Raw genomic sequence first — 26,691 nt, forward strand, 5'->3', positions numbered from 1 at the left:
CTCGGTGCTCTTTGCACCGAGTTTATTTAATAAAAGTCGCATCATACTTATCACTTTGCAACACTTGGAAATGTAAGTTTGCTAAATGTTTCCGTATTTCTGCACTGTCATCTTCATTTAAATTATTTGCTAAGAACACTATTTCTGTACAGTTCCCGCGTTTGTCCATCGCATAAACTGCTTTTGTAACTGTCCATGGCGTATAGCCATTTTTTTGCCCTGCATGTCTAAATGTTTTACGGTATTTCTTAGCGCTCATATCTGTTTCAACGATATTGGCCCATACTTTTTCTTCTGCTTCTGTCAGGCCACCTTTATGATTCGCCTTTTGAAGTAGTACCATATAATCGTTTGCAGAAGCAGCTGGCAATCGATCTGACCAAATTTTATCGTAACGTTCCTCTAAATAAAGAGGAATTTCCTTCTGTAATAATGGTCCCTTCTTTTTTAAACGCTCATGAATAATCATCGCATATTCACGATATTGCTCTTGAGACATTTCTTTTAACTTTTTCTCTATTTTATATTTCGGAACGTGTAGTTCTTTATGCAAATATCCAGGGATGTATAAAGATGAAACGATTGGAAATATTGGTTGATGTGCAGGAAGCGATAAACTTTGTAAATTCCGATTAATATTATCTAATCCTAACACTTCCATTAAGTACTCAGCATTTGCATTCGAGCTAAACCTAACCATTCCTCTTGCAACTTCTTCTAAAGAAACCGCTCCTTCAGTTATCTTGCCTTTCTTCTCCAAATAGCTTTGCCATCTATCTTGCGCTCCACCATCTGTATTCGGCACATAATAACGATTCACATCATTAATTGAAACAAAATGAGACGAATCAATCTTCCCTTCTGTAACTTGTTTCGTATATTCAAGCGCCACAATTAATTTCATCGTACTAGCAACCGGCAATACAACATCTGGATTTACAGAATAAACAATTTTATCATTTCTCTTTACTAAAAGTGCACTATTTTTTTCATCTTTATGTTCTTCAATAAAGGATGCGATATACTGCGCATCATCATTATTTGAACTCCAAACTTTTTTCACTAAAAAATTACCCGATATTAGCAAAACGAAAATACCCACAATCACTGCGCATACTATAGTTTTTTTCAAGTAAAATTCCTCTCCTATTGTGTAACTCTTTCTCTCTATCTAAAAAAACAAAATAATGGAGATGGTTATTTGAATAACCATCTCCATTATTTTAACTTGTATACTCCCATTATGTCTACGTCATAATTTTCACAAAATCCTCAAGGAATTTTTTATAATGTAATGACCAACCAATTCGCACCCAATTTTTTAAGGCTTTTGCATCAGGTTGAGGACGGAAATCTGCAATACTTTCTCCTTTTGCAATCCCCACTGTATCTACATCGACACGACGATACACATAATCCAATATTGAAGGATTTGCCGCGACCATCATTGTAACAACGTCATGTACCGGACTTCCTGTTATTTTCGGATTTAACTTTCTATAAGCTTTATAATAATACGTAAAAATCGGTTCAATTAATTTATTAAAACTCGTTTTAGAATGTTTCGTAATGTACTTTACCATCTCTGGCGTGATTATAGCTTCAGATGTAACATTAAGCGGCACCAACGTCACATTCTTGGCATTTTGCATGACTAATTGTGACGCAATAGGATCACCATGAAAATTCGCTTCTGCGACTGGTGTAACATTTCCAGGCATTAAAAAAGCACCGCCCATTATATAATATTCTTTCACATACTTCATCAATGGTTTTTCTAAAATAAATGCTGTTGCAAGTGTCGTTGACCTCCCAGCATCAACTATAATTAATTCTCCTTTATATTTTTCAAGAATGTCAAAAAACTCACAAAAAGGCCTTATATTTGGAGAAAGATTTTTTGGCGGTCGAATTGGTCCTAAACCTTCCGCCCCATGAATTTCTGGATAGTATGTTGTAATATCTCCAGATAAAGGGATTTTCGCACCATTAATAATAGGTATATCTTCCCGCCCTGCCAGTTGCAATAAATATGCCGCATTACTTGTCGCCTTTTCTTGCGTTACATTTCCATATCCAGTTACTACACCAACAATATCAATATCAGGATGCAACAATCCATACATAATTGCTAAAGAGTCATCAATTCCTGGGTCTCCTAAAAATAATACTTTTTTCATCGCCCTCAACTCCATCCCCTCAATTGTTATTAATTTATGAATATTCACAGGATTACAGAATAAAAAGAACAAATTTATACGAAAAAACGCAGTCCTGTAAGGACTACGTTTTTCATCTAACCTATACTGTTTTTCTTCACAGCAACCATGCTTCCTAAGATATAAGCGATAAACGCAAAACAAATCGGGAAGACAACTGTATGTATACCGAACGGATTTGGATAGAAAAGATGAATGCACATATATGAGCTTACTCCAACTAAAATGGAGGCAAGCGCTCCTGTTGCATTTCCTTTCCTCCAATATAACCCTAATACAATCGGCCAAATGAATGCTGCTTCTAATCCACCGAAAGAAAATAAATTTAACCATATTAAAAAATCTGGTGGTTTAATTGCTGCTGCATAAACGAGCAATCCTACGATAGCAGTAATCCATAAACTTCCTTTTCTAATCGTACTGTCTGCCGCATCTTTATTTATGTAATTTACGTATATATCTTTAATGATTGATGAACTTACAAGTAATAATAGGGAGTTTACTGTAGACATAATCGCCGCCATCGGTGCAGCTAAGAAAACTCCAGCTAACCAAGGAGGTAACACTTCCATTGCAAGTAGCGGCATTACTTTGTCTGGTACCGTTATACCTGGAAGTACAACTCGTGCGAACACACCCGTTAAATGCATACCAATCATAATGGTACCGACAACAATCGTACCAATTATTAACGCTTGATGCATCGCTTTTGAATTTTTATAAGACATGGCACGCACACTAATTTGCGGTAAACCGACAACGCCAATTCCAATTAAAATCCAAAATGATGTCACATATGATTTTGTTAAACTACCATCTGCTCCGAATGGTGTAATTAAATTCGGATTGATTTGAACAAGTTCCTGCATAATCTTTTCAATTCCACCACCGGCAACGACAGTAGCAATTAAGATGATTGTCGTTCCAACTAACATAATGATACCTAATAACGTATCTGATAAAGCAACTGCACGAAAACCACCAATTAATACGTACACAAGTACAGAAAAAGTAAATAAAAATAGTGCTGTTGTATAAGAGAGACCCGTTAGCGACTCAATTAATCGGCCACCGCCGACCCACTGAGCTACTGTTGCTGAAAATAAAAAGATAATAATACATAACGCAGAAAGTATGACAACTGCTTTATTATTATATCTTCCCTTTAAATAATCGATAAGAGTAATGGCTTCCATCTTCCTAGCGATAATTGCAAACTTTTTACCGATAACTGTTAAAACGATATACCCTGTTACAACTTGAATCGCAGATAACAATACCCATCCAAGCCCCATATTGTATGCTATACCAGGGCCACCAATGAAGCTACTAGCACTACCGTACGTAGCAATCATTGTCATTGCTAATAATAAACCACCGAGCTCACGCCCACCTAAAAAATATTCTTGCAAAAATTTATTATGGGCAGTCGCTTGTACACGTCTTGAAGCATATACACCAATTAAAAATACAACGATAAACGAAATTATCATTGGAATGATTACATACCAATTCATCTATTATTCCTCACTTTTTTCTTCCTCATCGAGTGAAATATCTTGAAATACAAAACGAACAACTAAACTAAGTAAAATAACCATAACGATAAATCCAACGATACAGCTATAAAAAAACCATGCTGGAAAACCGAATACATATGTATATTCACTTGGATTTTTACTACCAAGCCCATAAGCAAATCCGTACCATATTATAAAATTAATAATTGCAAGTCCAAGACCAATTAACGCTTCTCTATGGGCGATTCGAAAGCGTGGATCATCATGATAATTCTTCATTTTTCTCCCTCCTCTCACGATGTATTATTGTACCACTGTTCCTCTAGTTTTTCCTACTAGAAAGCAAAAACAAGCAGGATTTTTTATAATTATATAGAAGATTCTCTTACATTACATATTTTTTACAATTGTAACACAAATGAAATTTGAATTTTCAGTATTTGTTAATTATGATTTAAATTAGAGGCTTTCCATCTAGTTCCTACATCCTTGATTTCGGAATAAACGCTGTCTCGTACTGCGTTTACATTATATTTTCAAGGGGGTTATACAATGAGTCAACTAGCTGTAAATCTTCATGAAAAGGTAGAAAAGTTTCTTCAAGGTACAAAAAAGTTATATGTGAATGGATCATTCATTGAAAGCGCTTCCGGAAAAACGTTTAACACACCTAACCCAGCAACTGGCGAAACACTTGCCGTCGTTTCTGAAGCTGGTCGCGAAGATATTCATAAAGCTGTCGTTGCAGCTCGCATGGCTTTTGACGAAGGTCCTTGGTCTCGCATGAGCACTGCTGAGCGAAGCCGGCTTATGTACAAGTTAGCTGATTTAATGGAAGAACATAAAGAAGAGCTTGCACAGCTTGAAACGTTAGATAACGGAAAGCCAATCCGTGAAACAATGGCAGCAGACATACCACTTGCAATTGAGCATATGCGCTATTATGCTGGCTGGGCGACGAAAATCGTTGGTCAAACAATCCCTGTTTCCGGTGATTACTTTAACTATACACGTCATGAAGCTGTTGGTGTCGTTGGTCAAATTATCCCTTGGAACTTTCCACTTCTTATGGCAATGTGGAAAATGGGAGCAGCGCTTGCTACAGGATGTACAATCGTTTTAAAACCTGCAGAACAAACTCCACTATCTGCCTTATACTTAGCTGAATTAATTGAAGAAGCTGGATTCCCGAAAGGTGTTATTAATATCGTTCCTGGATTCGGTGAATCAGCTGGACAAGCTCTTGTTAATCATCCACTCGTTGATAAAATTGCATTTACTGGTTCTACTCCAGTCGGTAAGCAAATTATGCGCCAAGCATCTGAAACATTAAAGCGCGTTACACTTGAGTTAGGCGGTAAATCACCAAATATCATCTTGCCAGATGCTGATTTATCTCGCGCGATTCCTGGTGCACTTTCTGGTGTTATGTTTAACCAAGGACAAGTATGCTCTGCTGGATCACGTTTATTTGTTCCGAAGAAAATGTATGATAATGTCATGGCTGACCTTGTCCTTTACTCTAAAAAATTAAATCAAGGTGCTGGCTTAAGTCCAGAAACTACAATCGGTCCTCTCGTTTCCGAAGAACAACAAAAACGTGTAATGGGCTACATCGAAAAAGGGATTGAAGAAGGTGCTGAAGTACTTTGCGGAGGAAGTAATCCATTTGATCAAGGCTACTTCGTTTCTCCTACAGTATTCGCTGACGTAAATGATGAAATGACGATTGCAAAAGAAGAAATTTTCGGTCCAGTTATTTCTGCTATACCGTTTAACGATATTGATGAAGTAATTGACCGTGCAAATAAATCACAATTCGGCTTAGCAGCTGGTGTGTGGACAGAAAATGTTAAAACAGCACACTACGTTGCAAGTAAAGTACGTGCTGGTACAGTATGGGTAAACTGTTATAACGTCTTTGATGCAGCATCTCCATTTGGAGGATTTAAACAATCCGGTCTTGGTCGTGAAATGGGATCTTATGCATTAAATAACTATACAGAAGTGAAGAGCGTTTGGCTTAACTTAAATTAAAGAGAAAGAACCTGACCTATCCGGTCAGGTTCTTTTCATTATGTATGTCTTTAAACTTGCAGTCCCCCGCTCACATTTAATACTTCTCCTGTAATATAGGATGCGTATTCTGATGCTAAGAAGGCAGCTGCGTTCGCAATATCTTCTGGCGTTCCAATTCTACCAACCGGAATCGCGCCGACCATCTTTTCTTTCACTTTATCTGGTATCGTTTTTGTCATATCTGTATCCATAAATCCTGGGCAAATCGCATTACACGTAATACCGAAATTTCCAACTTCTTTCGCTGCCGTTTTCGTTAAACCTACAACGCCTGCCTTCGTAGCTGCATAGTTTGCTTGACCTATGTTTCCTTCTCTACTAATTGAAGATATATTAATAATACGTCCATATCCTTGTTGTCTCATGTAAAGCAGCGCTGGTTGCATACAATAAAAAACTCCAGTTAAGTTCACTTGTAATACTTGTTCCCAAGCAGACTTCTCCATTTTATGTAACATTGCATCTCTTGTAATCCCAGCGTTATTCACCAAAATATGTAATGTTCCGAATTTTTGAACCGCATATTCAATTAACGACTTTGCTTCATTTTGATTACTCACATCACATCGATATAAGCTCACTTCATATCCTTCATCCAAGAACTCACGTGTCGTTTTTTGTAATTTCTCTTCATTTACATCGCTAATTAATACTTTCGCCCCTAGTTTTGCATACACCCTTGCAATCTCTTTTCCAATTCCCTGTGCAGCTCCTGTTACAACAGCTGTTTTCCCGTTTAAAAACTCCATACCTATCCCCCATTTCTATTACTTATACTGTATATTTCGGCTTTTTACTTTCCAATTCCTCTTTGTATAAAAAAGTCTATTTGTGTCAAACTAACTTTGCAACGTCGCATAAAGTGAAACTTTAATCAGTGGGGATTTTCTTCATCCTCACTGATTATTAGCCCTCACCAATCGGACTTTTATGGGCAGCCCGCCCCCCACCTAACTTCTTTGCTTTCACTGAATTTTAAGGTGGGGGTCTTACTGCCCATTAAAGCGGGATAAAGTGCAAGGAGATTGTGTCGAATGAACAAAAAAAATTTCAAACAAAACAAAGCTACTGATGGCATTGATGTAGAGTTCTCTCGTGAACTTGCTGACCACAATGACTTAGAAGCAAACGCACGTGCAAATGCCGCTGATGCACGTCAAAAACGCCAGTCAACTGAAAAATAAGGAAAGCACAACCTTATTCTTTTCAACAGGGACCTACTACCCAACAAAATAAACCGAGAAACATCTCTCGGTTTATTTTCTATATTTTTTTGTATAATGTGCCAAAGTAAGTAGCGGATAAATTTGGGCATAGCTATGATAACGAATATAAAACCCACCAGGTAAACCTGTTCCAGTAGGATATTTTTCATTCACATAAGGATTCGTAAGCAAATATGAAATGCCTTTTCGAATAGCTGGCGTTTCTGTATCATAGTAAGAAATGAGAGCATCTAACGCCCATGCTGTTTGAGATGGTGTACTAAATGGTAAAGTAATGAATCTTTTCTCCATACTACTTTGGCATGATTCCCCCCATCCACCATCTTCATGCTGTATATGTTCAAGCCATAAAGCTGCTCGTTTCAATGATGGATTGTTAGATGGAATTCCGAGTGACCGTAAACCTGTCATAACAGCCCACGTACCATATATATAACAAATCCCCCATTTCCCATACCATGATCCATTTTCCTCTTGTGCATTCATTAACCAATTTATCGCACTTTGTTTTTGTTTCTCAGGTAATTCATTTTGCGTATATGTCCCGAAAAGCTCTAACACTCTTCCTGTAATATCTGGTGTGGAAGGATCTGTAATCATATCACTTGCATTTTCGATTGGTAAATTTGCTAATAATTTGCTCGTCACACCTTTTTCAAACGCTCCCCAGCCCCCATCATTATTTTGTAATCCTTTAACCCAATCAATCCCTTTCTGCCAAGCATTATTTACCTTTTCATTCTCTCTACTTCTTGCCAACACTCTTAGTACAGCGGTTGTATCATCAACATCTGGAACTGTCATATTTACATCCGAAAAACCCCAACCGCCAGGAGTAAGTGCGGGAGCATGTACGCTCCAATCAGCTTTTTTTGTATGCTGTTTTTTTAATAAATATGTTATTGTCTGTTGAATCATCTTGTGATCTTTCGGAACGTGTGCCTCTTGTAACGCATAGCTGAGTAAAGCCGTATCCCATACAGTTGAAGGAGAGTTTTGCAAGTGACTCCCTCTTTCCATCTTCCATATATAAGATGTTATACCAGCTATAGCCTTTTGAATCAGTGATGATTGAAGAGAATGCCCTAACGCAAGTAAAGCATAAATCATATAAAACGAGGCAGTTGCGTAACTATATAACGTTCCATTTTCATCAATACGCTCTTTCATGAAACGTTCGACTTCCTCATATCCTTTATGATGTAACGAAAGTGGATACGAGATAATTTGTTTTACATCACTTAATAACGTTTGAAACAAAGGAGACCGATCCTCCCGAAACCATTCTCCACCCCCGCCCGCAATGTGATTTAAATTTGGCAATAACTTTTTCCCTACTCGAAATCTTTTATTTAAACACACCATCATCGGAATTAAATGGATACGTGCTGAGCTACTCAATTCAAATATACTGAGGGGGGAATCATTCTGTAGAAACATGATTGGTGTTGGTAAATGAAAGAGTGAAGGATATTCATATTCTCCATGAATTGCTAATAAAAACTTGGTCATAAAATGAGCACGCGCCACGCCTCCGCGTTCCTTAATAAAATTTTCCGCTCGCTTCATATTCGCATCTTCTTTTGTATATTTTTGCGAAGCAAGTAAGGCAGCATAAGATTGAATGGTAGCTGATAAATTACCTCCCACTTCATCTTCATACAATTTCCACGTTCCTTCATTTGTTTGAAGTGATGCTAACCTTTTTACAAACGGTTCTATCTCTTTATCTCTACCTAATAATTTTAATAAAAAAATCATATGGCAATCTGTTAATGGAGCTCCTTCAAAACAAAATCGCCACGTACCATCTTGCCGTTGCATCGTTTGAAGTGCAGTTGCTCTTCTCGCTATTTCTTCATGCACTTTTTCATATAATAACAAATTACTCACCCACCCTTTCGAAATCCGTATAACGATATTCAAGAAAGTAGCTGAATATGTATGAATACAAAGAAAAGCAGAACATATAAGATGCTCTGCTTATAAACAATATCCTACTCCGACAATAATCCCTAATAAAGCACCAACTACTACTTCATACGGCGTATGCCCGACAAGTTCATTTAACTTCTTATATTCTGTTTGTCTACCGTGAAAAAACTCATTCAATATTTTCGCCTGTTTACTTACTGCAAGCCTTACTCCTGAAGCGTCATACATAACTATAATGGCAAAAATAGCAGCAATTGCAAATAAAGTACTTTCCACACCTTCCACAACGCCAACACCTGTCGCCAGTGCTGTAACAGTTGAAGCATGAGAACTTGGCATCCCACCTGAAGCGAAAAACTTTGCAAAATCAAATTCACCCGTTTTAAATAATTTAAAGACTACTTTCGTTAATTGTGCTAAAAACCATGAAATTACAGCGGCCATAAGCGGATCGTTATGTAAAATCGTTTCCACGTTCTCAGCTCCCTACTAGCTATAATGGAAATCCTATAGTATCAGTATAAAGAAAAATGCGTAGAAAATACTACGCATTACGATACTTTTGCTGATTTATTTTTTATAAATTTCGGTTGTTTCTGCACCAAGAACTTTGTTTTCGCTACCGAGAATACAACTAATGCAACCCATATACAGAAAAATGCAATCATATGAGTAGATGTGAAATGTTCACCAAATACGAATACACCTAAAATCAAACTAATTGTTGGTGCAATATATTGTAAAAACCCTACCATATAAAGCGGAATAAGTTGGGCTCCTTTTGCAAAATAAAAAAGTGGCAATGCTGTAACAATGCCCGCCCCTATTAATAGTAATGTCGATGACATTGAGATCGAGCCAAATGAGCCGAAACCATGTACTCCTGTCATTACTAAATAAATAATCGCAAACGGCGTTACTAACATCGTTTCCATCGTAAGTCCAATTGTCGCATCATAGTTTAACAATTTTTTTGTTAATCCATATAATCCAAATGAAAGGGCAAGTGATAAAGAAACCCACGGAATAGCCCCGAAACGTACTGTTAAAATGATAACCCCTACTCCAGCTAAACCAACTGCAACGTATTGCCAAAAGTTTAACTTTTCCTTTAAAACGACTGTACCAAGTAAAATACTGATAAGCGGATTAATATAATAGCCAAGACTTGCTTCAATGACATGATTATGATTAACGGCCCATATGTAGACAAACCAGTTTCCGCTAATCAAGACTGAAGCTATTGTTAATGACATTAATAATTTAGGTCGTTTAAAAAGATTCACGAACTCTCCAATAAACTGACGAAATCTCTTCGTAACACCTAATACGATTAACATAAACACGAACGCCCAAACGATGCGGTGTGCTAATATTTCATCTGCTGGAACTTCCTCCACCCATTTCCAATAGATTGGTAGTATTCCCCACATCGTATACGCACCAGCCGCATATATAATCCCTTTTTTTTGCTCTGCTGATTGACTCCCCATCTTCCTTTTCTCCTCTTCTCGTTTTTCTCCATTATACGGCCCCACGTGCTCACTTTACCAATAATCAATCTTCAATTCTTTCGACATTTCTCATACAACAAAAAGTAAACATATTGTGATAACGACAAGTAACGGTATACCGAAAACAAATTTCTTTTTATGAGTTTTATGGTGAAACATATACATACCGATCCAAGCACCAACTGCGCCCCCAGCTGCCGCTGATAAAAACAACGTACTTTCTGGCGTTCTCCACTGTTTCTTCTTCGCTTTCCGTTTATCAAGCCCCATAAGGCTAAAAGCTATAACGTTAATAAGAATAAAATAAATCCATTTCATCGCTTTCTCTCCCTATGAAAAATTCGCTTAATCGTAACATGAAAAAACGATGGAAACAACTGAAGAACACTTTTTATCAAACTAGTTTAATTCATTACTTGCATATTTATATAACCAATTAAAATCGCAGTTATAGCAATTAAATAGAAGAATGTTATGAGCAAAATCTTATACTTCATTTCCTTCACCCACGACCATATCATCGAAAAAACTTCTCCCAATCACTTTTTCATCAAAGTGAAGAACTACAATTAGCCCTACATATAAAGAAACGAAATTTAAAAACCATTCCCCATTATCGTCCTTATTAGCTAAACATTTAAATATCTCTTGAAATTGCATACGCTCGTCTATAGCAACAACCGGTCGCACACCAAAATATTTCAATACGAAATGTAAATCAAGCTGCACGGATAAGGATAAAATATATTTTAATAACTCCGTATAATGAGCAACATTTTTTTGACTATATAACTTCACGAGCTTTTGATGTAAATGAGCAATCGATAATTCTTCATCAGTCATTTTTGTTGCTTCTATCGTTTCAATCATCTTCTTCATATTCATTACATTTACCCCTCCTGTTACAAAACAAAAGCCAAAGCGTATTTATTTTATAATCAGCAATAATTGAGTATTTCTCGTCTCTCTCTCTTCTTCACTAACTAAGTCATACTTTTTTAGAAGATGAAAGACATCATTTAATATTTCCTGTGAATGATTACCTTGCAAAAATCCCTTTACCTCTTTAAAAATCACTTCCGGTAAAAAACTCTTTTGGCTTTCAAGCTTACTCATTACATCTTCAATAGAATGATCGATATTACACCCCATAATAAAATTCCTCCTCTATCCTTTATAAATAATATCTTCTGCTAACGATGTAAACACTTCTCCAACAAGAGAATCTTCATCATATACAGATGAACCGTTATTTTCTTCACGTTTTGCAAAAGGTACTTGTGCGATTACTTCTGTTTGCAATTGTTCTGCTAACATTTCACCGCCGCCTTTTCCGAAGAGGTAATTTTTCGATCCATCTTGTTCTTCATAATAAGCCATGTTTTCCACAATACCTAAAATCTCGTGTTTCGTATGTTTTGCCATTACCCCTACTCTAGATGCTACGAATGAAGCTACATTATGTGGTGTTGTAACGATAATTTCTTTCGCCTGCGGAATCATTGCTGCAACATCAATGGCAACATCTCCTGTACCAGGTGGTAAATCAAGCAGTAAATAATCTAATTCTCCCCAGTGCGTATTCGCAAGGAAATTTTGAATCCATTTATTTAACATCGGTCCGCGCCACATAACCGGATTATTTCCTTCTGTAAAAAATCCCATAGACATGATTTTAATACCATGACTAATAACTGGAATTGCTGTTTGATCAATCATCGTTGGTTTTTGATTCGTTTCCATCATAGCAGGAATGCTAAAACCATATATATCTGCATCTAATATCCCCACTTTTTTGCCCATACGAGCTAAAGCAGTTGCAAGATTAATTGTTACAGTTGATTTTCCGACTCCACCTTTTCCGCTCGTTACAGTAAGAAATTGTACTCCTGAATCAGGACGAAGCATGCTTGGCATACCAGTTTCTGTTCTAGTATTTTTCTTTAACTTCTCTGTTAAGACTGCACGTTCTTCTTTTGTCATAGAACTAAATGTTACAGCCACTTTAGAGGCACCAATTGCGTGAAGCGATTCTTCAATATCTTGTTGAATTTTTGATTTTAACGGACACCCTTGAATCGTTAGCACTACTTCAAGTTTAACCTCTGTGCCATTCATTTGTATATTTCTAACCATGTTTAACTCTACAATACTTTTGTGTAATTCTGGATCCTCTACATGTTTTAACGCATTCATTATTTGTTCTTGAGTAAGCATAGAACTCATCCCTTCTCGTATTCGAATTTATATATAGCATCTTCTTATCGTTTCAAGAAACGCTTATTATCCACCACTAACAGGCGGGATGAATACGACAATATCTCCAGCTTGTATCATCTCGTCATTCGTTACAAACTCTTCATTAACAGCCACCATCACTCTATCAAGCGATTGTAAACTATAGTTTGCTTTGAGCCATTCTTTTAATTGCTGCACAGTCATTTCTTGTTTTTCGGAAATTACGAATCGATCTAACCCGACTTCCTCACGCAAATTTGCAAACAGTAAAATTGTAATCATTTTCTCATTCTTCCTTCTTCGGTTTTCCTTCTGGATAAGGTGTATTTTCAAGCTGATCGCCAATCCACATCGTCCCATCTTCCCAAAATTCTTTTTTCCATATTGGAACGATTCGCTTTATCCGTTCAATTGCGTATTCATTCGCTTCATAAGCTACTTTACGATGCGGTGATGAAACTGCAATGACTACCGCAATATCCATTATTTCTAGCCGCCCTACACGGTGCGTAATTGCTACTTTTGCGTCCGGCCATCTTTCACTAATTTCTTCACCAATTCTCATAAGTTGCTTTACTGCCATCGGTTTATATGCTTCATACTCTAAATGTAGCGTTCGTTTTCCCTTTGTTAATTCTCTCACTGTACCAATAAAAGTTGTAATCGCACCTGCGTCTCTTCTTGCAACCTTATTTGTTACTTCTTCAACTACAATCGGTATATCTACAATTTCAAATAGCACTTGTCCCATTAGAATCACCTCTCACTTTATAAAATGTCCAAGGCCATTCACTACCTTCGTTATCTTCCAACAAGAGAACATCTACGAACATATCTTTTTTATACCCTCTCGTACCACCTGGAAGTACAATAAATATATTTGTCTCTGCTAGAGAAGAAACTGAGCTAGATTTATCAAACCCTGACGGATAAGCGATTAACTGCCCTTCGTTATATGTTAGTTTTCCTCGTACAAATCTTGTAAATGGATTTGGCTTTAAAAAGTCTTCTCCTAATAACGCTTTTTCTCTTTTTACATGTGCTTTTTCACTAAACATATACGTTCGAATACAAGGTCTTACAAACAATTCAAATCCTACGTAACAAGCAGATGGATTTCCTGATAATCCAAATAATAACTTGCCATTTAATTGCGCTATAGTCGTAACACTTCCTGGCCTCATTGCAACTTTATTGAAAAGAACTGATGCACCTAATTTTTCATATATAGCTGGCAAATAATCGTAATCCCCTACTGATACACCACCTGTTGTAATGAGCATATCTACTTGGCTTAATGCTTCTTTTACAGCCGTAAAACACGTATAAAAATCATCGCTAAACTTCCCAAAATATTTTACTCTTCCGCCTGCTCTTCGGATTTGAGACAATATCATATACGTATTACTATTTCGGATTTTCCCTGGTTGTAATGAATCGTTTACATCCAGTAATTCACTGCCAGTCGCTAATAGTCCAACTACAGGCTTTCTCGCAACTGGCACCTCGCTATACCCGAACGTAGCAAGAAGAGCTGAAATACCTGGATGAATGTATGTTCCTTTCTTTGCAAGAACCGTTCCTTTACGAGCATCTTCACCTTGAAAAGAAATATTATCGCCCGTTTTGAATGACCGTTTCAATTCCATATACTTACTGCCAGCCTCCTCATATTGACGAGTCAGCTCTAGCATAACAACTGCATCACATCCACTCGGAATCTGTGCTCCCGTCATAATTCGAACTGCTTGAAACGGACCTACTTTCTCATCGAATAGCGATCCTGCACCAATTTCACCCACTACTTCAAATACAATTGGCGTTTCATAACTTGCTAAATTCGTATCTTCTGCTCTAATAGCAAATCCGTCATACGGGGAACGATTGAATGAAGGTACGTCATGGTCAGCTACTAAATCCTCCGCTAATACACGTCCATAAGCTAATTCAATAGGTAGTAGCTCCTTTAAACCCCCATTAGCAAATTCCATTACTTTACGAACAGCTTCTTCAACCGTAATTGGCACTCTTCTTTCCATTATTGACACCCCTTTCTATTAACCGAATACGTGATAATATAACTGTTTTGCTTTTAAAATATCATTTGTACCATGAATGAAAACACGACCATCTCGAAAAATAACGACGCGGTACTCATCTAATTGGCAAGATAGTAAATACGGATTCCGATCTACTTTCCCCAGTTTATTTAATACTTTTTCTATATCATCAAAATTGTACTGTCTATTTTCTACCGGTCTAATTTGAACTGTATTTCTTCCGCACAAAACAGCTACCTTCGTTTGGTTTTCGTATGATAAATAAGGATAAGTTCGATTCAAACCACATGAGAGACAAGCGTCTGTTTTTATTTTCCCTAATTTTATAAAATGGTTTTGATTACTCCATATATCAAATATGAAAAATGTTTTTCTAATTGCTGCAAAATCTTCTACTAAAATTTTGAGTGCTTCCGCCACTTGATATGCTGCGACGATTTGTACAGTCGGGCTAATAATTCCAGCTGTATCACACGTCACACCTGTAACTGGAACGTTCTTCAGCACACAATGTAAACACGGTGTCTCTTGCGGAATAATTGTACAACTCATACCGTACGAGCCAACGCAAGAACCATATACCCACGGGATATTATGTTTTTGTGATAAGTCATTTATTATAAATCGGATATCGAAATTATCTGTTGCATCAATAATTACATCGACATTTTCTAATAGCCCTTCCAAGTTTTCTACACACGCATCCATTACGAAAGCATGTATTTGTACTTCCGAATTAAGTTTTTCTAGCCGATTTTTAGCAGCGATTGCTTTTGGCAATTTCTCTCTTACATCTTGTTCAGAGTACAATTGTTGCCTTTGTAAATTACTCCATTCAACGTAATCACGATCTATGATCGTCAACTTGCCAATACCTGCACGTACGAAACTTTCGGCACTTGCACTTCCTAATGCGCCTACTCCTACAATTAACACATGTTTATTTCGAATTTTTTCTTGCCCTCTACTCCCAATTGCTTTAAACAAATGTTGTCGTGAATACCGCTCAGCCATTGCATACCCTTCCTCTCACGCACTCTATTTCATATTAGAATGTTGTTTTTGATAACAAGCAAAGTACGCAAATCCAACAAAACCAGCTCCGCCAATTACATTTCCGATAAAGACAGGAACAAAATTTTTAGCAAGATCCATCCATGTGAGATGACCTGCAAAAATAACTGCTGAGATGACAAACATATTTGCTACCACTTGCTGAAATCCAATCACTACAAATGCCATAATGGGAATCCAAATTCCGATTATTTTTCCGACAAAATCACTCGTCCCATAAGCGAGCCAAAGCGCTAAACAAACGAGCCAATTACACCCAATTGCTAAAATTAAAGTTCTTCCAAAAGATTCATGTAACTTGCCTTCTGCTATCGCTACCGTTTTATTTAAATAATCCCCCTCTGTTAATCCGCCAAGATGACCGAAACAATACGCTACGAAAATAGCTCCTACAAAATTCATGAAAGTAATCCAAATCCAGTTATTTAGCACACTAACCAATGTAATTTTCTTTGCATATAGCGCCATAGACAGTGACATCATATTTCCGGTAATTAATTCTCCTCCCGCTAATACAACGAGCATGAGTCCAACAGGAAAAACCGCTCCTCCTAAAACATTTACTAAACTCCCCCAGCGCTCAGGCAAATTACCTAAAACGCGAATGTTAAGTAAAAAACCTAGCGAAATAAACGCTCCTCCTAAAAAACCGAGAATAAGCATTGCTGGCAAGGTCTGACTTACTTTTTGAACACCGGCCTCAATGACAAGCTCAGCAATTTGTTCCGGTTTATGAAATGCCATTACTAATTCCTCCATTTTCTCCAAATAAAAAAGCAGCTTCAAAAAACCTCCTCAAAATAAAGGTTTTTGAATGCTGCTTAATTTCTCTGCACATCTTTTACAGAGAGATCAACCATCACTTTTACTATAAAATAGAAAATCTACAACCGTTGCACATCTTCCATTTTGTATATACTTCATCATATTGTCACTTATATATATCAACCACCAATATGTGACATTTCAATTTTAGGTGCTCTTTTTTTACTTGTATGACTTAAGCGTTCATCTGAATAACGATCTTCTCGTTTGTTCCATATATCGCGTACGACATCTGTTATTTCCTCGTCAGTGTATTCTGATCGAAGCAGTTCTCTCAAATCATTTCCTTTAGAAGCGAACAAACAAGTATATAATTTTCCTTCTGCAGAAATACGAGCTCTCGTACATGAGGAGCAGAAGGAGTCTGTTACTGATGAAATAATACCTATTTCTTCATCACTTCCAATATAACGATAGCGAGTCGCAACCTCTCCTGCATAATTCGCTTCTATTCGTTCTAATGGCATAACTTGATGAATCGTATCTACTATTTCTTGTTTAGAGATAACCTCTTTTAAATCCCAACCGTTATAATTTCCAACGTCCATATACTCAATAAAACGAAGAATATGTTTATTTTCCTTAAAGTATTGCGCCATCTGCAAGATATCCTGTTCGTTTTTCCCCTTTTGAACGACCATGTTTATTTTAATTTTCATACCGACTTCAGCTGCAGCTTGTATTCCTTCCAGAACCCTTTCTACTTTGCTTCTATTACCATTCAAATAGAAAAACCGCTCTTCTTCTAAGGAATCTAAACTAACTGTCACACGTGATAAACCCGCCTTATATAAATCAGGAGCAAACTTTTTAAGTAACGATCCATTAGTTGTTAAACCGATATCCTCCACACCATCTATTTTATTCAGGCGCTCGATAAGCTGCGGAAGACCTCTTCGAAGTAACGGTTCTCCGCCTGTAATCCGTAATTTTCTAACACCTAAAGAAACGAAAATACGCGTTATCCTTTCAATTTCATCAAAAGATAAAATTTTATCATTAGACAAAAACGAGTAATCAGGACCAAATATTTCTTCTGGCATACAATATCGACAGCGAAAATTACAGCGATCAGTAACTGAAATACGTAAATCCTTTAACGGACGTTGTAGTTTGTCTAATGTGACAGATTTCATATTTATTGCCTCGCTTTTACTTATTTTATATTTAAAACACGCTCCGGATGCGTATATACATTTAAGGATTCATTCCGAATAAATCCTATCGTAGTAATACCTAATTCTTCAGCTAGCTGTAAAGCCAACTCAGTTGGAGCTGATTTTGACAGTATAATTTCACAACCAATTTTTGCAACTTTCAATAATATTTCCGAAGAAATACGACCGCTAAAAACAATGATTTTATCTCTTATAGAAATATTATTTTTTAAACAATAACCGTAAATTTTATCTAACGCATTATGCCTTCCGATATCCATTCGACTTAAAATAATACCATTCACATTGCACAAAGATGCATTATGAACGCCGCCTGTATGACGAAATGTCTCCGCAGATTGTTGCATTTCTTTCATTAATCGAAAACAGTCTTCTGCAGTAACCTGTACATGGACGCCATTCATTTTCTTTGCGCTTAGTGCATCATTTGCAAAAACAAATCCTTGTCTACTCATACCACAGCATGAAGTAATATAACGTTTATTTTGCATTTGTTCGTAATACGGATTTACTTTTGCCGTCGTGACATGTACAAATCCTTCTTTCTCTTGTACCCATATGTCATCAATATCTTCATACTTCCGAATGATTCCTTCAGATGCTAAGAAGCCTATTACCATATCTTCTATATATTCTGGAGTACTAACCATTGTAACAAACTCCTGTCCGTTCATTTTAATCGTGACTGGAAACTCTGTTACAATGCTGTCCTCTATATGTTTAAACGCCCCTTGTTCATAACGAAAGATTTCTCTTTCTACCTGTATCGGTTTCACGATCAGTATCCTTCTCTCACGTTATATTTTTATCAAAAACAAATACCGAAACTGCAATATCTTCTTCTACTTTCATATCTGAAAACAAATTCACTAATTTCGCTCCAACAAGTTCCTCCAAATGTTCACGGGAATTTGCAGCATACACTTCTTGAATCATTTTCGTTCTAGCCATATGAACCATTTCCGCACCGTCCATCGTACTTGAAATGAATTTTTCAGTAGGTGTTAAGTTTCCGTAAAGAGTCGCAATCGCCATATTTTCAGCGAAAACAGTATGAATTCGTTCTGGCCCTTTTCCGAAAAGTTCCTTTCGAAGTTTTCGAATCATATCATTAAATTCATGTACTTTTTTTGACATACAATTATACCTCCCAAAAAACCTCATTTTACTTTATTATATATTTTACCAAAATGAGCCTTCCGCCCAAACTATTTCGTACAAACATTTGGGCGAAAAGGTTCACTTCATGAAGTTTATTCTTCTTTTAATCCTTTTCCCATACCTTTTAAGAAATGAAGCCCAAACCCGATAGCACGGTTAATGTCTGGATCTTTCAATACTTTCATAAGATCGAATACCCCTACTTTTTTATTACTCTCTAGATGTTCATTACCTTTTTCTAGCCCTACTAATAAGCTACCTATAAGCTTTTTCGTAAGCTCCGGATCAAGTTCTGTTAAAGCACCCGCAGCCCCCATCATATTATTAATTAAATTTGTAACGGGCTCACGAGTCACTTGACCAAGAACAATCTTTGCGATTGGTTCTTTCGCCTTTAGCATAGAATTTGCTGCTTCTAGCATGCCAATATCATTCAATTCCCCTACTATATTAAACATTTGATTTAGAGCGTCTTCATTATTAGCTAGAAGCTCTTTTAAATCATCTAATTTTTGCTGTTTTACTTCTTCCTCAGTTAATTCTTGTTTTTGAATCATTTTTATAGGTGCAGCCATATTTTTCTCCTCCTACTTATCCGTTAAATGCACATACCCTGGACGTGCCCACTTACGATGTACCTCAATACCGGATTGAGGATGACGTTTTTTATTACGCGGGTTCGCTTTTGGCATCGGATTTTCGCCATCAACTTCCAGCACTTCCATACGCACTTTCGTCTGTTTATAAGCAGGTGTGTTCGTACGCGTATCAACGGCAGGACCTGTTAAGAAATTAATTGCTGTTTCATTATCTGTAGAGTTCATCGGTAAATATAACTCATTCGCTTTTACACGATCTGTTACAAGTGCACGTAATTTTAACGCTCCAAACGGAGAGACAAGACGGACTAATGAACCAGTTTTTACTCCACGTTCTTTTGCAAGTGCTGGAGAAACTTCAACGAAAACGCCAGGCACTTTCGTTTGAATACCTGTTGATTTATTTGTCATATTCCCTTCATGGAAGTGCTCAAGCATACGACCATTGTTAATATGAAGGTCGAACTCAGCTGGGAATTCAGCTGGGCGCACCCAGTCAGCAATCGCAAAACGAGCTTTTTTATCCGGGAAGTTAAATCCATCTTGGAAAAGAAGCGGTGTATTCGTTCCATCAAAACTTCCCCAATGGAAACTATTCCATCCTTCCAATACTTCATAGTTTGCTTGTGAAAATAGTGGTGATAAACTTGCCATTTCAGCAAAAATTTCACTTGGATGACTATAACGCCAGTTTGCACCTAATTTATTCGCAACTTCCTGCACAATCCACCAGTCTGGCTTCGCATCTCCAAGCGTAGGAAGAACTTGATATAGTCTTTGAACACGACGCTCTGTATTTGTAAAAGTACCTTCTTTTTCAAGAGATGGCGCTGCTGGTAATACAACATCTGCATATTGAGCCGTTTTAGATAAGAAAACATCTTGCACAACGAAGAAATCAAGGCTTGATAATACTTCATGTACATGATTCGCATTAGAGTCTACAAGAGCCATGTCTTCTCCGACAAGATACATAGCTTTCATTTTCCCTTTATCAATCGCGTGAAGCATTTCAATATTATTCAGACCTGGTTCGCTATTAATTTTCACTCCATAAGCCATTTCAAATTTCGCACGTTCTATATCGTTCGTAACGTGTTGATATCCAGGAAGCCATCCTGGTAAAGTACCCATATCACAAGCACCTTGTACGTTATTATGACCTCGAAGCGGATATGCACCAGCGCCTGGACGACGATAATTACCTGTTGCAAGTAGTAAGTTTGAAATCGCAGCGGAAGTATCAGATCCACCTGTATTTTGCGTTACCCCCATTCCCCAAAGGATACATGTACCGTCTGCATCACGAATCATTTCAGCCATTTGAATCAGTGTTTCTTTTGAAATACCAGTCATTTCTTCTGCATATTCAAGTGTATATGCTGTAAGGCTCTCTTTGAAATCTTCAAAGAAATTTACATTCTCATCAATAAATCGTTGATCGTGCCAGCCTTGATCAATCATATATTTCGTAACAGCCATTAACCATACTTGATCTGTTCCTTGTTTTGGACTAATAAAGACATCTGAACGCTCTGCCATTTCTGTTTTACGAAGATCAGCCACAATTAATTTTTGTCCGTGTAATTTATGTGCACGTTTAATACGTGTAGCTAAAACAGGATGACCTTCTGTCGGATTACAACCTACAATAATAACAAGACCAGATTGTGCAATATCTTTAATCGTTCCAGCATCTCCGCCCATACCAATTGTACGGAATAATCCGTCTGTCGCTGGTGATTGACAATAACGTGAGCAGTTATCAATATTATTCGTTTCAAATACTTGTCGAGCTAATTTTTGAATCACATAATTATCTTCATTCGTAATTTTAGATGAAGAAATAAAACCGATAGCATCTTTACCGTACTCTTCTTTAATCGATCCTAATTTACTTGCAACTACATTCAACGCTTCTTCCCATGTTGATTCAACAAACGTTCCATTTTTACGAATTAAAGGTTTCGTAATTCGTTCTTTAGAATTTACGAAATCCCAACCAAATTTTCCTTTTACACAAGTAGAAATTGCGTTAACTGGCGCATCAGAAGAAGGTTGTACTTTAAGAATTTTACGCCCTTTCGTCCACACTTCAAATGAACAACCTACACCACAAAATGTACATACTGTTTTCGTTTTCTTCGTACGAGTATCACGCATGGCCGCTTCCACTTCTGATACCGCAAAAATACCGCTATATCCAGGCTCTACTTCTTTAATTAAATCTACCATCGGTTCAAGAATATCTGGCTTTAGTCCCGTCATAAATCCAGCTTCACCAAGCATCGTTTTCTCCATTAAAGCGTTACAAGGACAAATGGTTACACATTGACCACAACTAACGCATGAAGAATCATTAATATTTACTCCTTCATCCCAAATCACTCGTGGGCGTTCCGCTTCCCAGTCTATCGATAATGTTTCATTTACTTGTAAGTTTTGACACACCTCTACACATTGACCACATGCAATACATTGATTCGGGTCATAACGATAAAACGGATGCGTCATATCAACTTCACTTACATCTACTTTCGGTTCATAAGGATATTTTTGATGTTCAATTTCCATTAATTCTGCTGTATTATGCAGTTTACAGTTCCCATTGTTGTTGTCACATACTGTACAGTATAATAAATGATTTTCTAATAACCGATCCATCGCCTCTGTTTGTGCTTCCTTCGCACGAGTAGAGTTACGTTCAATGTTCATACCTTCTGTCGCTACTGTCGAACAAGAGCGCATTAACTTTCCGTCAACTTCTACAATACAAGTGTCACATGTTTGAATAGGATCTACTTCTGGTACGTAACAAATTTGCGGATGTTCAATCCCGTTCTCATTTATAACACCCAATATCGTTGAACCGGGCTCCGCTGTATACTTTTTTCCGTCAATTGTAATATGAACCATGTTGTTATTCATGGTCTTTCCCCCTTTTTGAGAATAAAAAAACTCCACCACGAAAATATACGCACCACATTTCGGCACGTTATTATCATGGTGGAGTAGTTTATTAGCACATCTTGCTAAAATACCAATCCATTTATTCATAAATAAAACGATAGAGTCATAACAGGTCATATCACGATTCCATCTTTAACACTATAATTATAGCGTTAAAGTTAAAAATATACAATATAAAATTTAAACTACGCATATGTCCGTATGGAACTATCCATAATAACCCATATAAAGTGAAACTTTAATCAGCCCTCACCAATCGGGATAAAACATAACAAGGAGTAAGCAAACAAATGGGGTCTTTTAATAAATGGATTCGTGGTGAAAAATCTTTTTCTAACCAAGAGCAAGCTGATCACACATTAAATAAATCTATTTCTTCTTCCCTTTCCCTTAATTTAAAGCACTTGTCCAAACTGTTTAGCGGTATTCCAGAATTAATAACACGCAATTTTCCATTAAAAAACGGACAGGAAGCTGCACTTATATATATGGAAGGACTTGTAGACAAAACTGTTATTAACGTAAACATCCTTCGTCCTCTCTTATTTAAAGAGTGGAATGAAGACGATTTTTGGGAAGCCTCTGTTTCTATCGGAAATATTAAAAAGATTGAGCAGTGGACAGACATTGAACAATCTCTTTTACACGGCAAAAGTATTTTATTTATAAACGGGCAATTATCCGCTTTAGAGCTTGATACGCAAGCGGCACCAAAAAGGAGCATTGAAGAGCCTACAACAGAGAGCTCCATAAAAAGCTCACACGAAGGATTTAATGAAGTAGCGAGCGACAGCCTTGCACTTATTCGTCGATATATTCCAAATCGCGAATTGAAAGTGAAGGAATTCACTGTTGGTGAACGAGCTACTTCAAAGGTTTTTTTGCTTTATCTAGCAGATGTTGCGGACGAAGATGTCGTAAAAGAAATGGCATCCCGTATCGAATCAGTAAAAGTGGATGCGATTCTTACTACTGGTGAATTAGAGGGGTTTGTTGAAGATAATTCCTTTACTCTCTTTCCGCAATTATCAATAACTGAACGCCCTGACACAACAGCACATCATATTCTAGATGGGCGAATTGCTGTTGTTGTAGATCGTTCACCAGGCGTATTAATTGGACCCATGACCTTTTCAGCTTTTTTTCAGACGATAGATGATTACAGCTTCAGGCCAATGATTCCATCTTTTATACGATTACTTCGTTTCACTGGATTATTTATTGCAATTTTTGCTCCTGCTCTTTATATTGCTATGATTTCCTTTCATTATGAAGTGATTCCACTTAAATTATTGTTAACGATTGGAGAATCTCGAGCTAAAATTCCTTTTCCTCCTATATTAGAAGCACTTTTGATGGAATTAGTACTTGAAATGCTCCGCGAAGCTGCAGTTCGGCTTCCGGGTCCCGTTGGACAAACCATTGGCGTCGTAGGAGGGATTGTCATCGGACAAGCTGCAGTTCAAGCAGGAATAGTAAGTAATGTCATGGTTATCGTCGTATCTATTACTGCAGTCGCTTCTTTCATCATCCCTAATCTAGAAATGTCTGCAGGAATTCGACTTCTTCGCTTCCCAATGATGATAATTGCCTCTTTATTTGGTGTCATTGGCATTATGGTTGGGATGGCAATCATTATTATTCATATACTTTCTATGGAATCTCTCGGTGTTCCTTATGGTAGTCCTTTTTCTCCGTTATTTGCTTCGGATTTAAAAGATATTCTTATACGTTTACCATGGAAAATAATGAAGAAGCGCCCACTATCCCTTAACTTAAAACAAGAGAATCGACAACGCGATATAGAAGGAACGGAGGAAGAGAAGTGACAAAGCGTGCAAAGAGGGAGATTAGTTTATTTCAATACACTTTAACAATTAGTGGTGTTCAAGTAGGATTCGGTGTCCTTACACTTCCTCGTGAAGTTGCACAAGGGGCGAATACAGATGGATGGATTTCTATTATTATTGGATGCGCTATCACTACTTTAGTCAGTCTATGTATTGTGAAAATCATGGAAAAGCACCCTGGGTATACTTTACTCAATGTGCTAACTCGTTATCTTGGGAAGTGGCTAGGAAGAGCAGGAATGATTTTTTGGATTTTATATGCTGTCCTTGCAGCTATTTCCTTAATTTTTTCCCTCTTATACGTTATTCACATTTGGATTTTACCTAGAACTCCAATGTTTTTAATTATGATTTTACTATCTATTCCCATGCTTATGCTCGCATGTAAAGGCGTTCTTATTATAAGTCGTTACGCTGTTTTCACTGTGTTTTTCACACTGTGGATGCCTTTGCTATTGTTTATCCCTCTTAAAGATGGGCATTGGATATACCTTCTCCCTCTTCTTAAAGAGGGCTGGATACCAGTTTTAAACACCGTAAAATCAACTATTATTGCATTTCTTGGATTTGAGTTTGCATTTATCCTTTATCCTTATTTGAATAACAAATCCTCTGCCAAAAAAGGGATTGTTATCGCAAATTTAATTACACTATTTCTCTATCTTCAAGTCACGTTCGTTTCTTTCGTTTATTTTAGTCCAGATGGTATAACAAAGTTTTTATGGCCCACCCTTTCTCTTGTTACACCATTTCACTTTTCATTTCTTGAACGGTTTGAAATTATCTTTTTATCTTTTTATCTCTTCATTATTTTTGATTCTTGCATTCCTTACATATTTACTGCTTCAGATGGAATCAATCAATTACTTAACAAAAAAGGGAGTTCCTTGCCTATTTGGTTTTTATTATTCGGGTGTATTGTTGTCTTATTCTTTTATATCCCTTCCTCTTACCAAATAAGTGCTTTGCGAGACTTTTGGGGAACTGCCAGTTATTTTATCGCTTTTCTATTTCCAGTCGTATTTCTCTTATACATGACACTTTATCAGCATTGGAAAAGGAGAAAAATTTAAATGAGACGCTTTATTCATTTCACTATACTTTACTTTCTCATAACCTTTTTAACAGGATGTGGAGATCGACTCGACTTAGAAAAACAATCAATTTCATTAATTTACGGCTTTGACGCAAAAGCAAAAGGAAAATTAATTGTGTACCACGTAAACCCTATTTTTAATGAAGACGTAGAAAAAAAGTACGAAACACATGAAGCGAAAGTACGTACACCTCGAGAAGCAAAAGCAACGTTTAATAGTTCAAGTGGCGGTTTAGTATCTACAGAAAAGTTACAGCTCATTTTATTTAGCACAAATTTTTTAAAACAAGAAGGGGCTATGCCTTACCTTGATGTTTGGTATCGTGATCCTAAAAACACTGGAAACATGCGTATGGTTGCAGTAGACGGTCCAATTTCTTCAGTTATATATAATAACTTTAAAGATAAGCCTGCCCTTCCCGAGTATTTAACAGATTTAATTAATACAAATAAATTATACAATCGGACAGTTTTCACACCATTTCATGAATTTCATAGGCAAACGTTTAATAAAGGTATAACACCTGCTATTTCAGAAATAAAAAAAGGAAAAAAAGATGTTATCGTTACAGGCTCTGCACTTTTAACTTCTCGCGGAATTTATAAGATGTCTTTAAATCGCTATGAAAGTGCCCTTCTGCTCATGTTGCAAAAAAAAGCTAATATACCTGTTGCACTTACAATGAAAATCCCTTCGCATTCAGTTGAAAGTAATAGTCATCTAAAAGATACAGAAGGTGAAGATTTCGTATCAATAAATGTTCTTAGCATGAATCGTGATATCCGTACAGGCTATAGCGATAACCACTTCAAATTTAATGTTAAAATGGATTTAAAAATCGCTGTATCTGAACTTACATTCAATATGGATATAGACAAAGATAGAAAGAAATTAACTTCTCTTATTACAAAACAACTAAACAAAGATTTGAACGATTTAATCCACAACATTCAAAAACAGCAGCTTGATCCATTCGGATTTGGTGATTATGCGAGAGCGTTTCAATATGAAGAATGGAAAAAAGTTGAAGACGATTGGCCGAGTGCCTTTTCAAAAGCTAACGTAAAAGTAGTACCTACTATTAAAATTTTAGAAAATGGGATTATTAAATAGCAAAAACACGCTACTTGTTCTTATACGTTTAAA

The 26,691-nt window shown here is 36.8% G+C and carries 27 protein-coding genes; 5 read left to right on the forward strand and 22 right to left on the reverse strand.

Annotated elements, in window-relative coordinates; translation table 11 throughout:
• Nucleotides 1–22 precede the first annotated feature (22 nt).
• The 4 genes from MR147_RS12095 to MR147_RS12110 form a co-directional block, all read right to left on the reverse strand.
• Complete coding sequence (locus MR147_RS12095) at nucleotides 23–1,132, reverse strand: serine hydrolase (RefSeq protein ID WP_074609616.1); 1,110 nt, start codon at nucleotides 1,130–1,132, stop codon at nucleotides 23–25.
• Nucleotides 1,133–1,247: 115 nt separating this feature from the next.
• Nucleotides 1,248–2,195: a nucleoside hydrolase gene (locus MR147_RS12100; protein ID WP_009879443.1), complete on the reverse strand. Its 948-nt coding sequence runs from the start codon at nucleotides 2,193–2,195 to the stop codon at nucleotides 1,248–1,250.
• A gap of 101 nt (nucleotides 2,196–2,296) precedes the next feature.
• The gene (panF, locus tag MR147_RS12105; RefSeq protein WP_074609143.1) at nucleotides 2,297–3,736 is read right to left on the reverse strand and encodes a sodium/pantothenate symporter; all 1,440 of its coding nucleotides are present in this window, start codon (nucleotides 3,734–3,736) and stop codon (nucleotides 2,297–2,299) included.
• Nucleotides 3,737–3,739: 3 nt separating this feature from the next.
• Nucleotides 3,740–4,018, reverse strand: a complete 279-nt coding sequence (locus MR147_RS12110) for a YhdT family protein (protein WP_000800722.1) — start codon at nucleotides 4,016–4,018, stop codon at nucleotides 3,740–3,742.
• A gap of 273 nt (nucleotides 4,019–4,291) precedes the next feature.
• Between MR147_RS12110 and dhaS the strand changes: the two genes are divergently transcribed.
• The gene (gene dhaS, locus MR147_RS12115; protein ID WP_074609141.1) at nucleotides 4,292–5,776 is read left to right on the forward strand and encodes an aldehyde dehydrogenase DhaS; all 1,485 of its coding nucleotides are present in this window, start codon (nucleotides 4,292–4,294) and stop codon (nucleotides 5,774–5,776) included.
• A 50-nt stretch (nucleotides 5,777–5,826) separates the two neighbouring features.
• Here dhaS and fabG read toward each other — a convergent pair whose 3' ends face one another.
• Nucleotides 5,827–6,567, reverse strand: a complete 741-nt coding sequence (fabG, locus tag MR147_RS12120) for a 3-oxoacyl-ACP reductase FabG (RefSeq protein ID WP_000395021.1) — start codon at nucleotides 6,565–6,567, stop codon at nucleotides 5,827–5,829.
• Between the two features lie 285 nt (nucleotides 6,568–6,852).
• On the opposite strand from fabG, the gene MR147_RS12125 reads away from it, so the two are divergent.
• The gene (locus MR147_RS12125) at nucleotides 6,853–7,002 is read left to right on the forward strand and encodes a YfhD family protein (RefSeq protein ID WP_001035808.1); all 150 of its coding nucleotides are present in this window, start codon (nucleotides 6,853–6,855) and stop codon (nucleotides 7,000–7,002) included.
• Nucleotides 7,003–7,074: 72 nt separating this feature from the next.
• Here MR147_RS12125 and MR147_RS12130 read toward each other — a convergent pair whose 3' ends face one another.
• From MR147_RS12130 to fdhF, 17 genes are all read right to left on the reverse strand, one after another.
• Nucleotides 7,075–8,928 carry a terpene cyclase/mutase family protein gene (locus MR147_RS12130; protein WP_242304308.1) on the reverse strand — a complete coding sequence of 618 codons (1,854 nt, stop codon included), beginning with the start codon at nucleotides 8,926–8,928 and terminating at the stop codon, nucleotides 7,075–7,077.
• A 99-nt stretch (nucleotides 8,929–9,027) separates the two neighbouring features.
• The gene (locus MR147_RS12135) at nucleotides 9,028–9,453 is read right to left on the reverse strand and encodes a divergent PAP2 family protein (RefSeq protein ID WP_000447815.1); all 426 of its coding nucleotides are present in this window, start codon (nucleotides 9,451–9,453) and stop codon (nucleotides 9,028–9,030) included.
• Nucleotides 9,454–9,530: 77 nt separating this feature from the next.
• Nucleotides 9,531–10,472: an EamA family transporter RarD gene (rarD, locus tag MR147_RS12140; RefSeq protein WP_074609138.1), complete on the reverse strand. Its 942-nt coding sequence runs from the start codon at nucleotides 10,470–10,472 to the stop codon at nucleotides 9,531–9,533.
• Nucleotides 10,473–10,562: 90 nt separating this feature from the next.
• The gene (locus tag MR147_RS12145) at nucleotides 10,563–10,811 is read right to left on the reverse strand and encodes a DUF1294 domain-containing protein (RefSeq protein WP_074609136.1); all 249 of its coding nucleotides are present in this window, start codon (nucleotides 10,809–10,811) and stop codon (nucleotides 10,563–10,565) included.
• Nucleotides 10,812–10,979: 168 nt separating this feature from the next.
• Entirely contained in the window at nucleotides 10,980–11,378 is a 399-nt protein-coding gene (locus MR147_RS12150) for a hypothetical protein (RefSeq protein WP_074609134.1), read from the reverse strand.
• A gap of 42 nt (nucleotides 11,379–11,420) precedes the next feature.
• A complete protein-coding gene (locus MR147_RS12155) occupies nucleotides 11,421–11,645 on the reverse strand; it encodes a hypothetical protein (RefSeq protein ID WP_000501867.1) in 225 nt (74 codons plus the stop codon).
• Nucleotides 11,646–11,660: 15 nt separating this feature from the next.
• Entirely contained in the window at nucleotides 11,661–12,710 is a 1,050-nt protein-coding gene (locus tag MR147_RS12160; RefSeq protein WP_074609133.1) for a P-loop NTPase, read from the reverse strand.
• Nucleotides 12,711–12,776: 66 nt separating this feature from the next.
• On the reverse strand, nucleotides 12,777–13,013 hold the full coding sequence (moaD, locus tag MR147_RS12165; protein WP_074609131.1) for a molybdopterin converting factor subunit 1: 237 nt from the start codon (nucleotides 13,011–13,013) through the stop codon (nucleotides 12,777–12,779).
• 4 nt (nucleotides 13,014–13,017) lie between these two features.
• Nucleotides 13,018–13,482, reverse strand: a complete 465-nt coding sequence (gene moaE / locus MR147_RS12170) for a molybdopterin synthase catalytic subunit MoaE (protein WP_074609129.1) — start codon at nucleotides 13,480–13,482, stop codon at nucleotides 13,018–13,020.
• The gene (gene moeA, locus MR147_RS12175; RefSeq protein ID WP_242304310.1) at nucleotides 13,463–14,770 is read right to left on the reverse strand and encodes a molybdopterin molybdotransferase MoeA; all 1,308 of its coding nucleotides are present in this window, start codon (nucleotides 14,768–14,770) and stop codon (nucleotides 13,463–13,465) included. The genes moaE and moeA overlap by 20 nt, the downstream gene beginning before the upstream one ends.
• Before the next feature lie 18 nt (nucleotides 14,771–14,788).
• Nucleotides 14,789–15,805: a molybdopterin-synthase adenylyltransferase MoeB gene (locus tag MR147_RS12180; protein ID WP_074609125.1), complete on the reverse strand. Its 1,017-nt coding sequence runs from the start codon at nucleotides 15,803–15,805 to the stop codon at nucleotides 14,789–14,791.
• 24 nt (nucleotides 15,806–15,829) lie between these two features.
• Nucleotides 15,830–16,609 carry a formate channel gene (locus tag MR147_RS12185; RefSeq protein WP_000864003.1) on the reverse strand — a complete coding sequence of 260 codons (780 nt, stop codon included), beginning with the start codon at nucleotides 16,607–16,609 and terminating at the stop codon, nucleotides 15,830–15,832.
• 200 nt (nucleotides 16,610–16,809) lie between these two features.
• A complete protein-coding gene (gene moaA / locus MR147_RS12190; RefSeq protein ID WP_074609123.1) occupies nucleotides 16,810–17,826 on the reverse strand; it encodes a GTP 3',8-cyclase MoaA in 1,017 nt (338 codons plus the stop codon).
• A 20-nt stretch (nucleotides 17,827–17,846) separates the two neighbouring features.
• Entirely contained in the window at nucleotides 17,847–18,644 is a 798-nt protein-coding gene (gene fdhD / locus MR147_RS12195) for a formate dehydrogenase accessory sulfurtransferase FdhD (RefSeq protein WP_000802674.1), read from the reverse strand.
• Between the two features lie 16 nt (nucleotides 18,645–18,660).
• Nucleotides 18,661–19,005, reverse strand: a complete 345-nt coding sequence (locus MR147_RS12200; protein ID WP_000039582.1) for a Na-translocating system protein MpsC family protein — start codon at nucleotides 19,003–19,005, stop codon at nucleotides 18,661–18,663.
• Between the two features lie 116 nt (nucleotides 19,006–19,121).
• Nucleotides 19,122–19,604 (reverse strand): helical membrane plugin domain-containing protein, encoded by a 483-nt coding sequence (locus tag MR147_RS12205; protein ID WP_000729904.1) that lies wholly within the window; start codon nucleotides 19,602–19,604, stop codon nucleotides 19,122–19,124.
• A 12-nt stretch (nucleotides 19,605–19,616) separates the two neighbouring features.
• Nucleotides 19,617–22,556: a formate dehydrogenase subunit alpha gene (gene fdhF, locus MR147_RS12210; protein WP_074609121.1), complete on the reverse strand. Its 2,940-nt coding sequence runs from the start codon at nucleotides 22,554–22,556 to the stop codon at nucleotides 19,617–19,619.
• Between the two features lie 332 nt (nucleotides 22,557–22,888).
• Here fdhF and gerSA point away from each other — a divergent pair, with 332 nt between their 5' ends.
• Genes gerSA through gerSC form a run of 3 tightly spaced genes read left to right on the forward strand, consistent with a single transcriptional unit; the run spans nucleotide 22,889 to nucleotide 26,658 of the window.
• Nucleotides 22,889–24,427 (forward strand): spore germination protein GerSA, encoded by a 1,539-nt coding sequence (gerSA, locus tag MR147_RS12215; protein ID WP_000534503.1) that lies wholly within the window; start codon nucleotides 22,889–22,891, stop codon nucleotides 24,425–24,427.
• Nucleotides 24,424–25,521 carry an endospore germination permease gene (locus MR147_RS12220; RefSeq protein WP_074609117.1) on the forward strand — a complete coding sequence of 366 codons (1,098 nt, stop codon included), beginning with the start codon at nucleotides 24,424–24,426 and terminating at the stop codon, nucleotides 25,519–25,521. Before gerSA ends, MR147_RS12220 begins: the two co-directional genes overlap by 4 nt.
• Nucleotides 25,522–26,658 (forward strand): spore germination protein GerSC, encoded by a 1,137-nt coding sequence (gerSC, locus tag MR147_RS12225; protein ID WP_074609115.1) that lies wholly within the window; start codon nucleotides 25,522–25,524, stop codon nucleotides 26,656–26,658. It abuts the gene before it with no gap.
• Nucleotides 26,659–26,691: the final 33 nt, after the last annotated feature.

The sequence above is a fragment of the Bacillus cereus group sp. BfR-BA-01350 genome (assembly GCF_022663775.1).
Taxonomy (GTDB): Bacteria; Bacillota; Bacilli; order Bacillales; family Bacillaceae_G; genus Bacillus_A; species Bacillus_A paranthracis.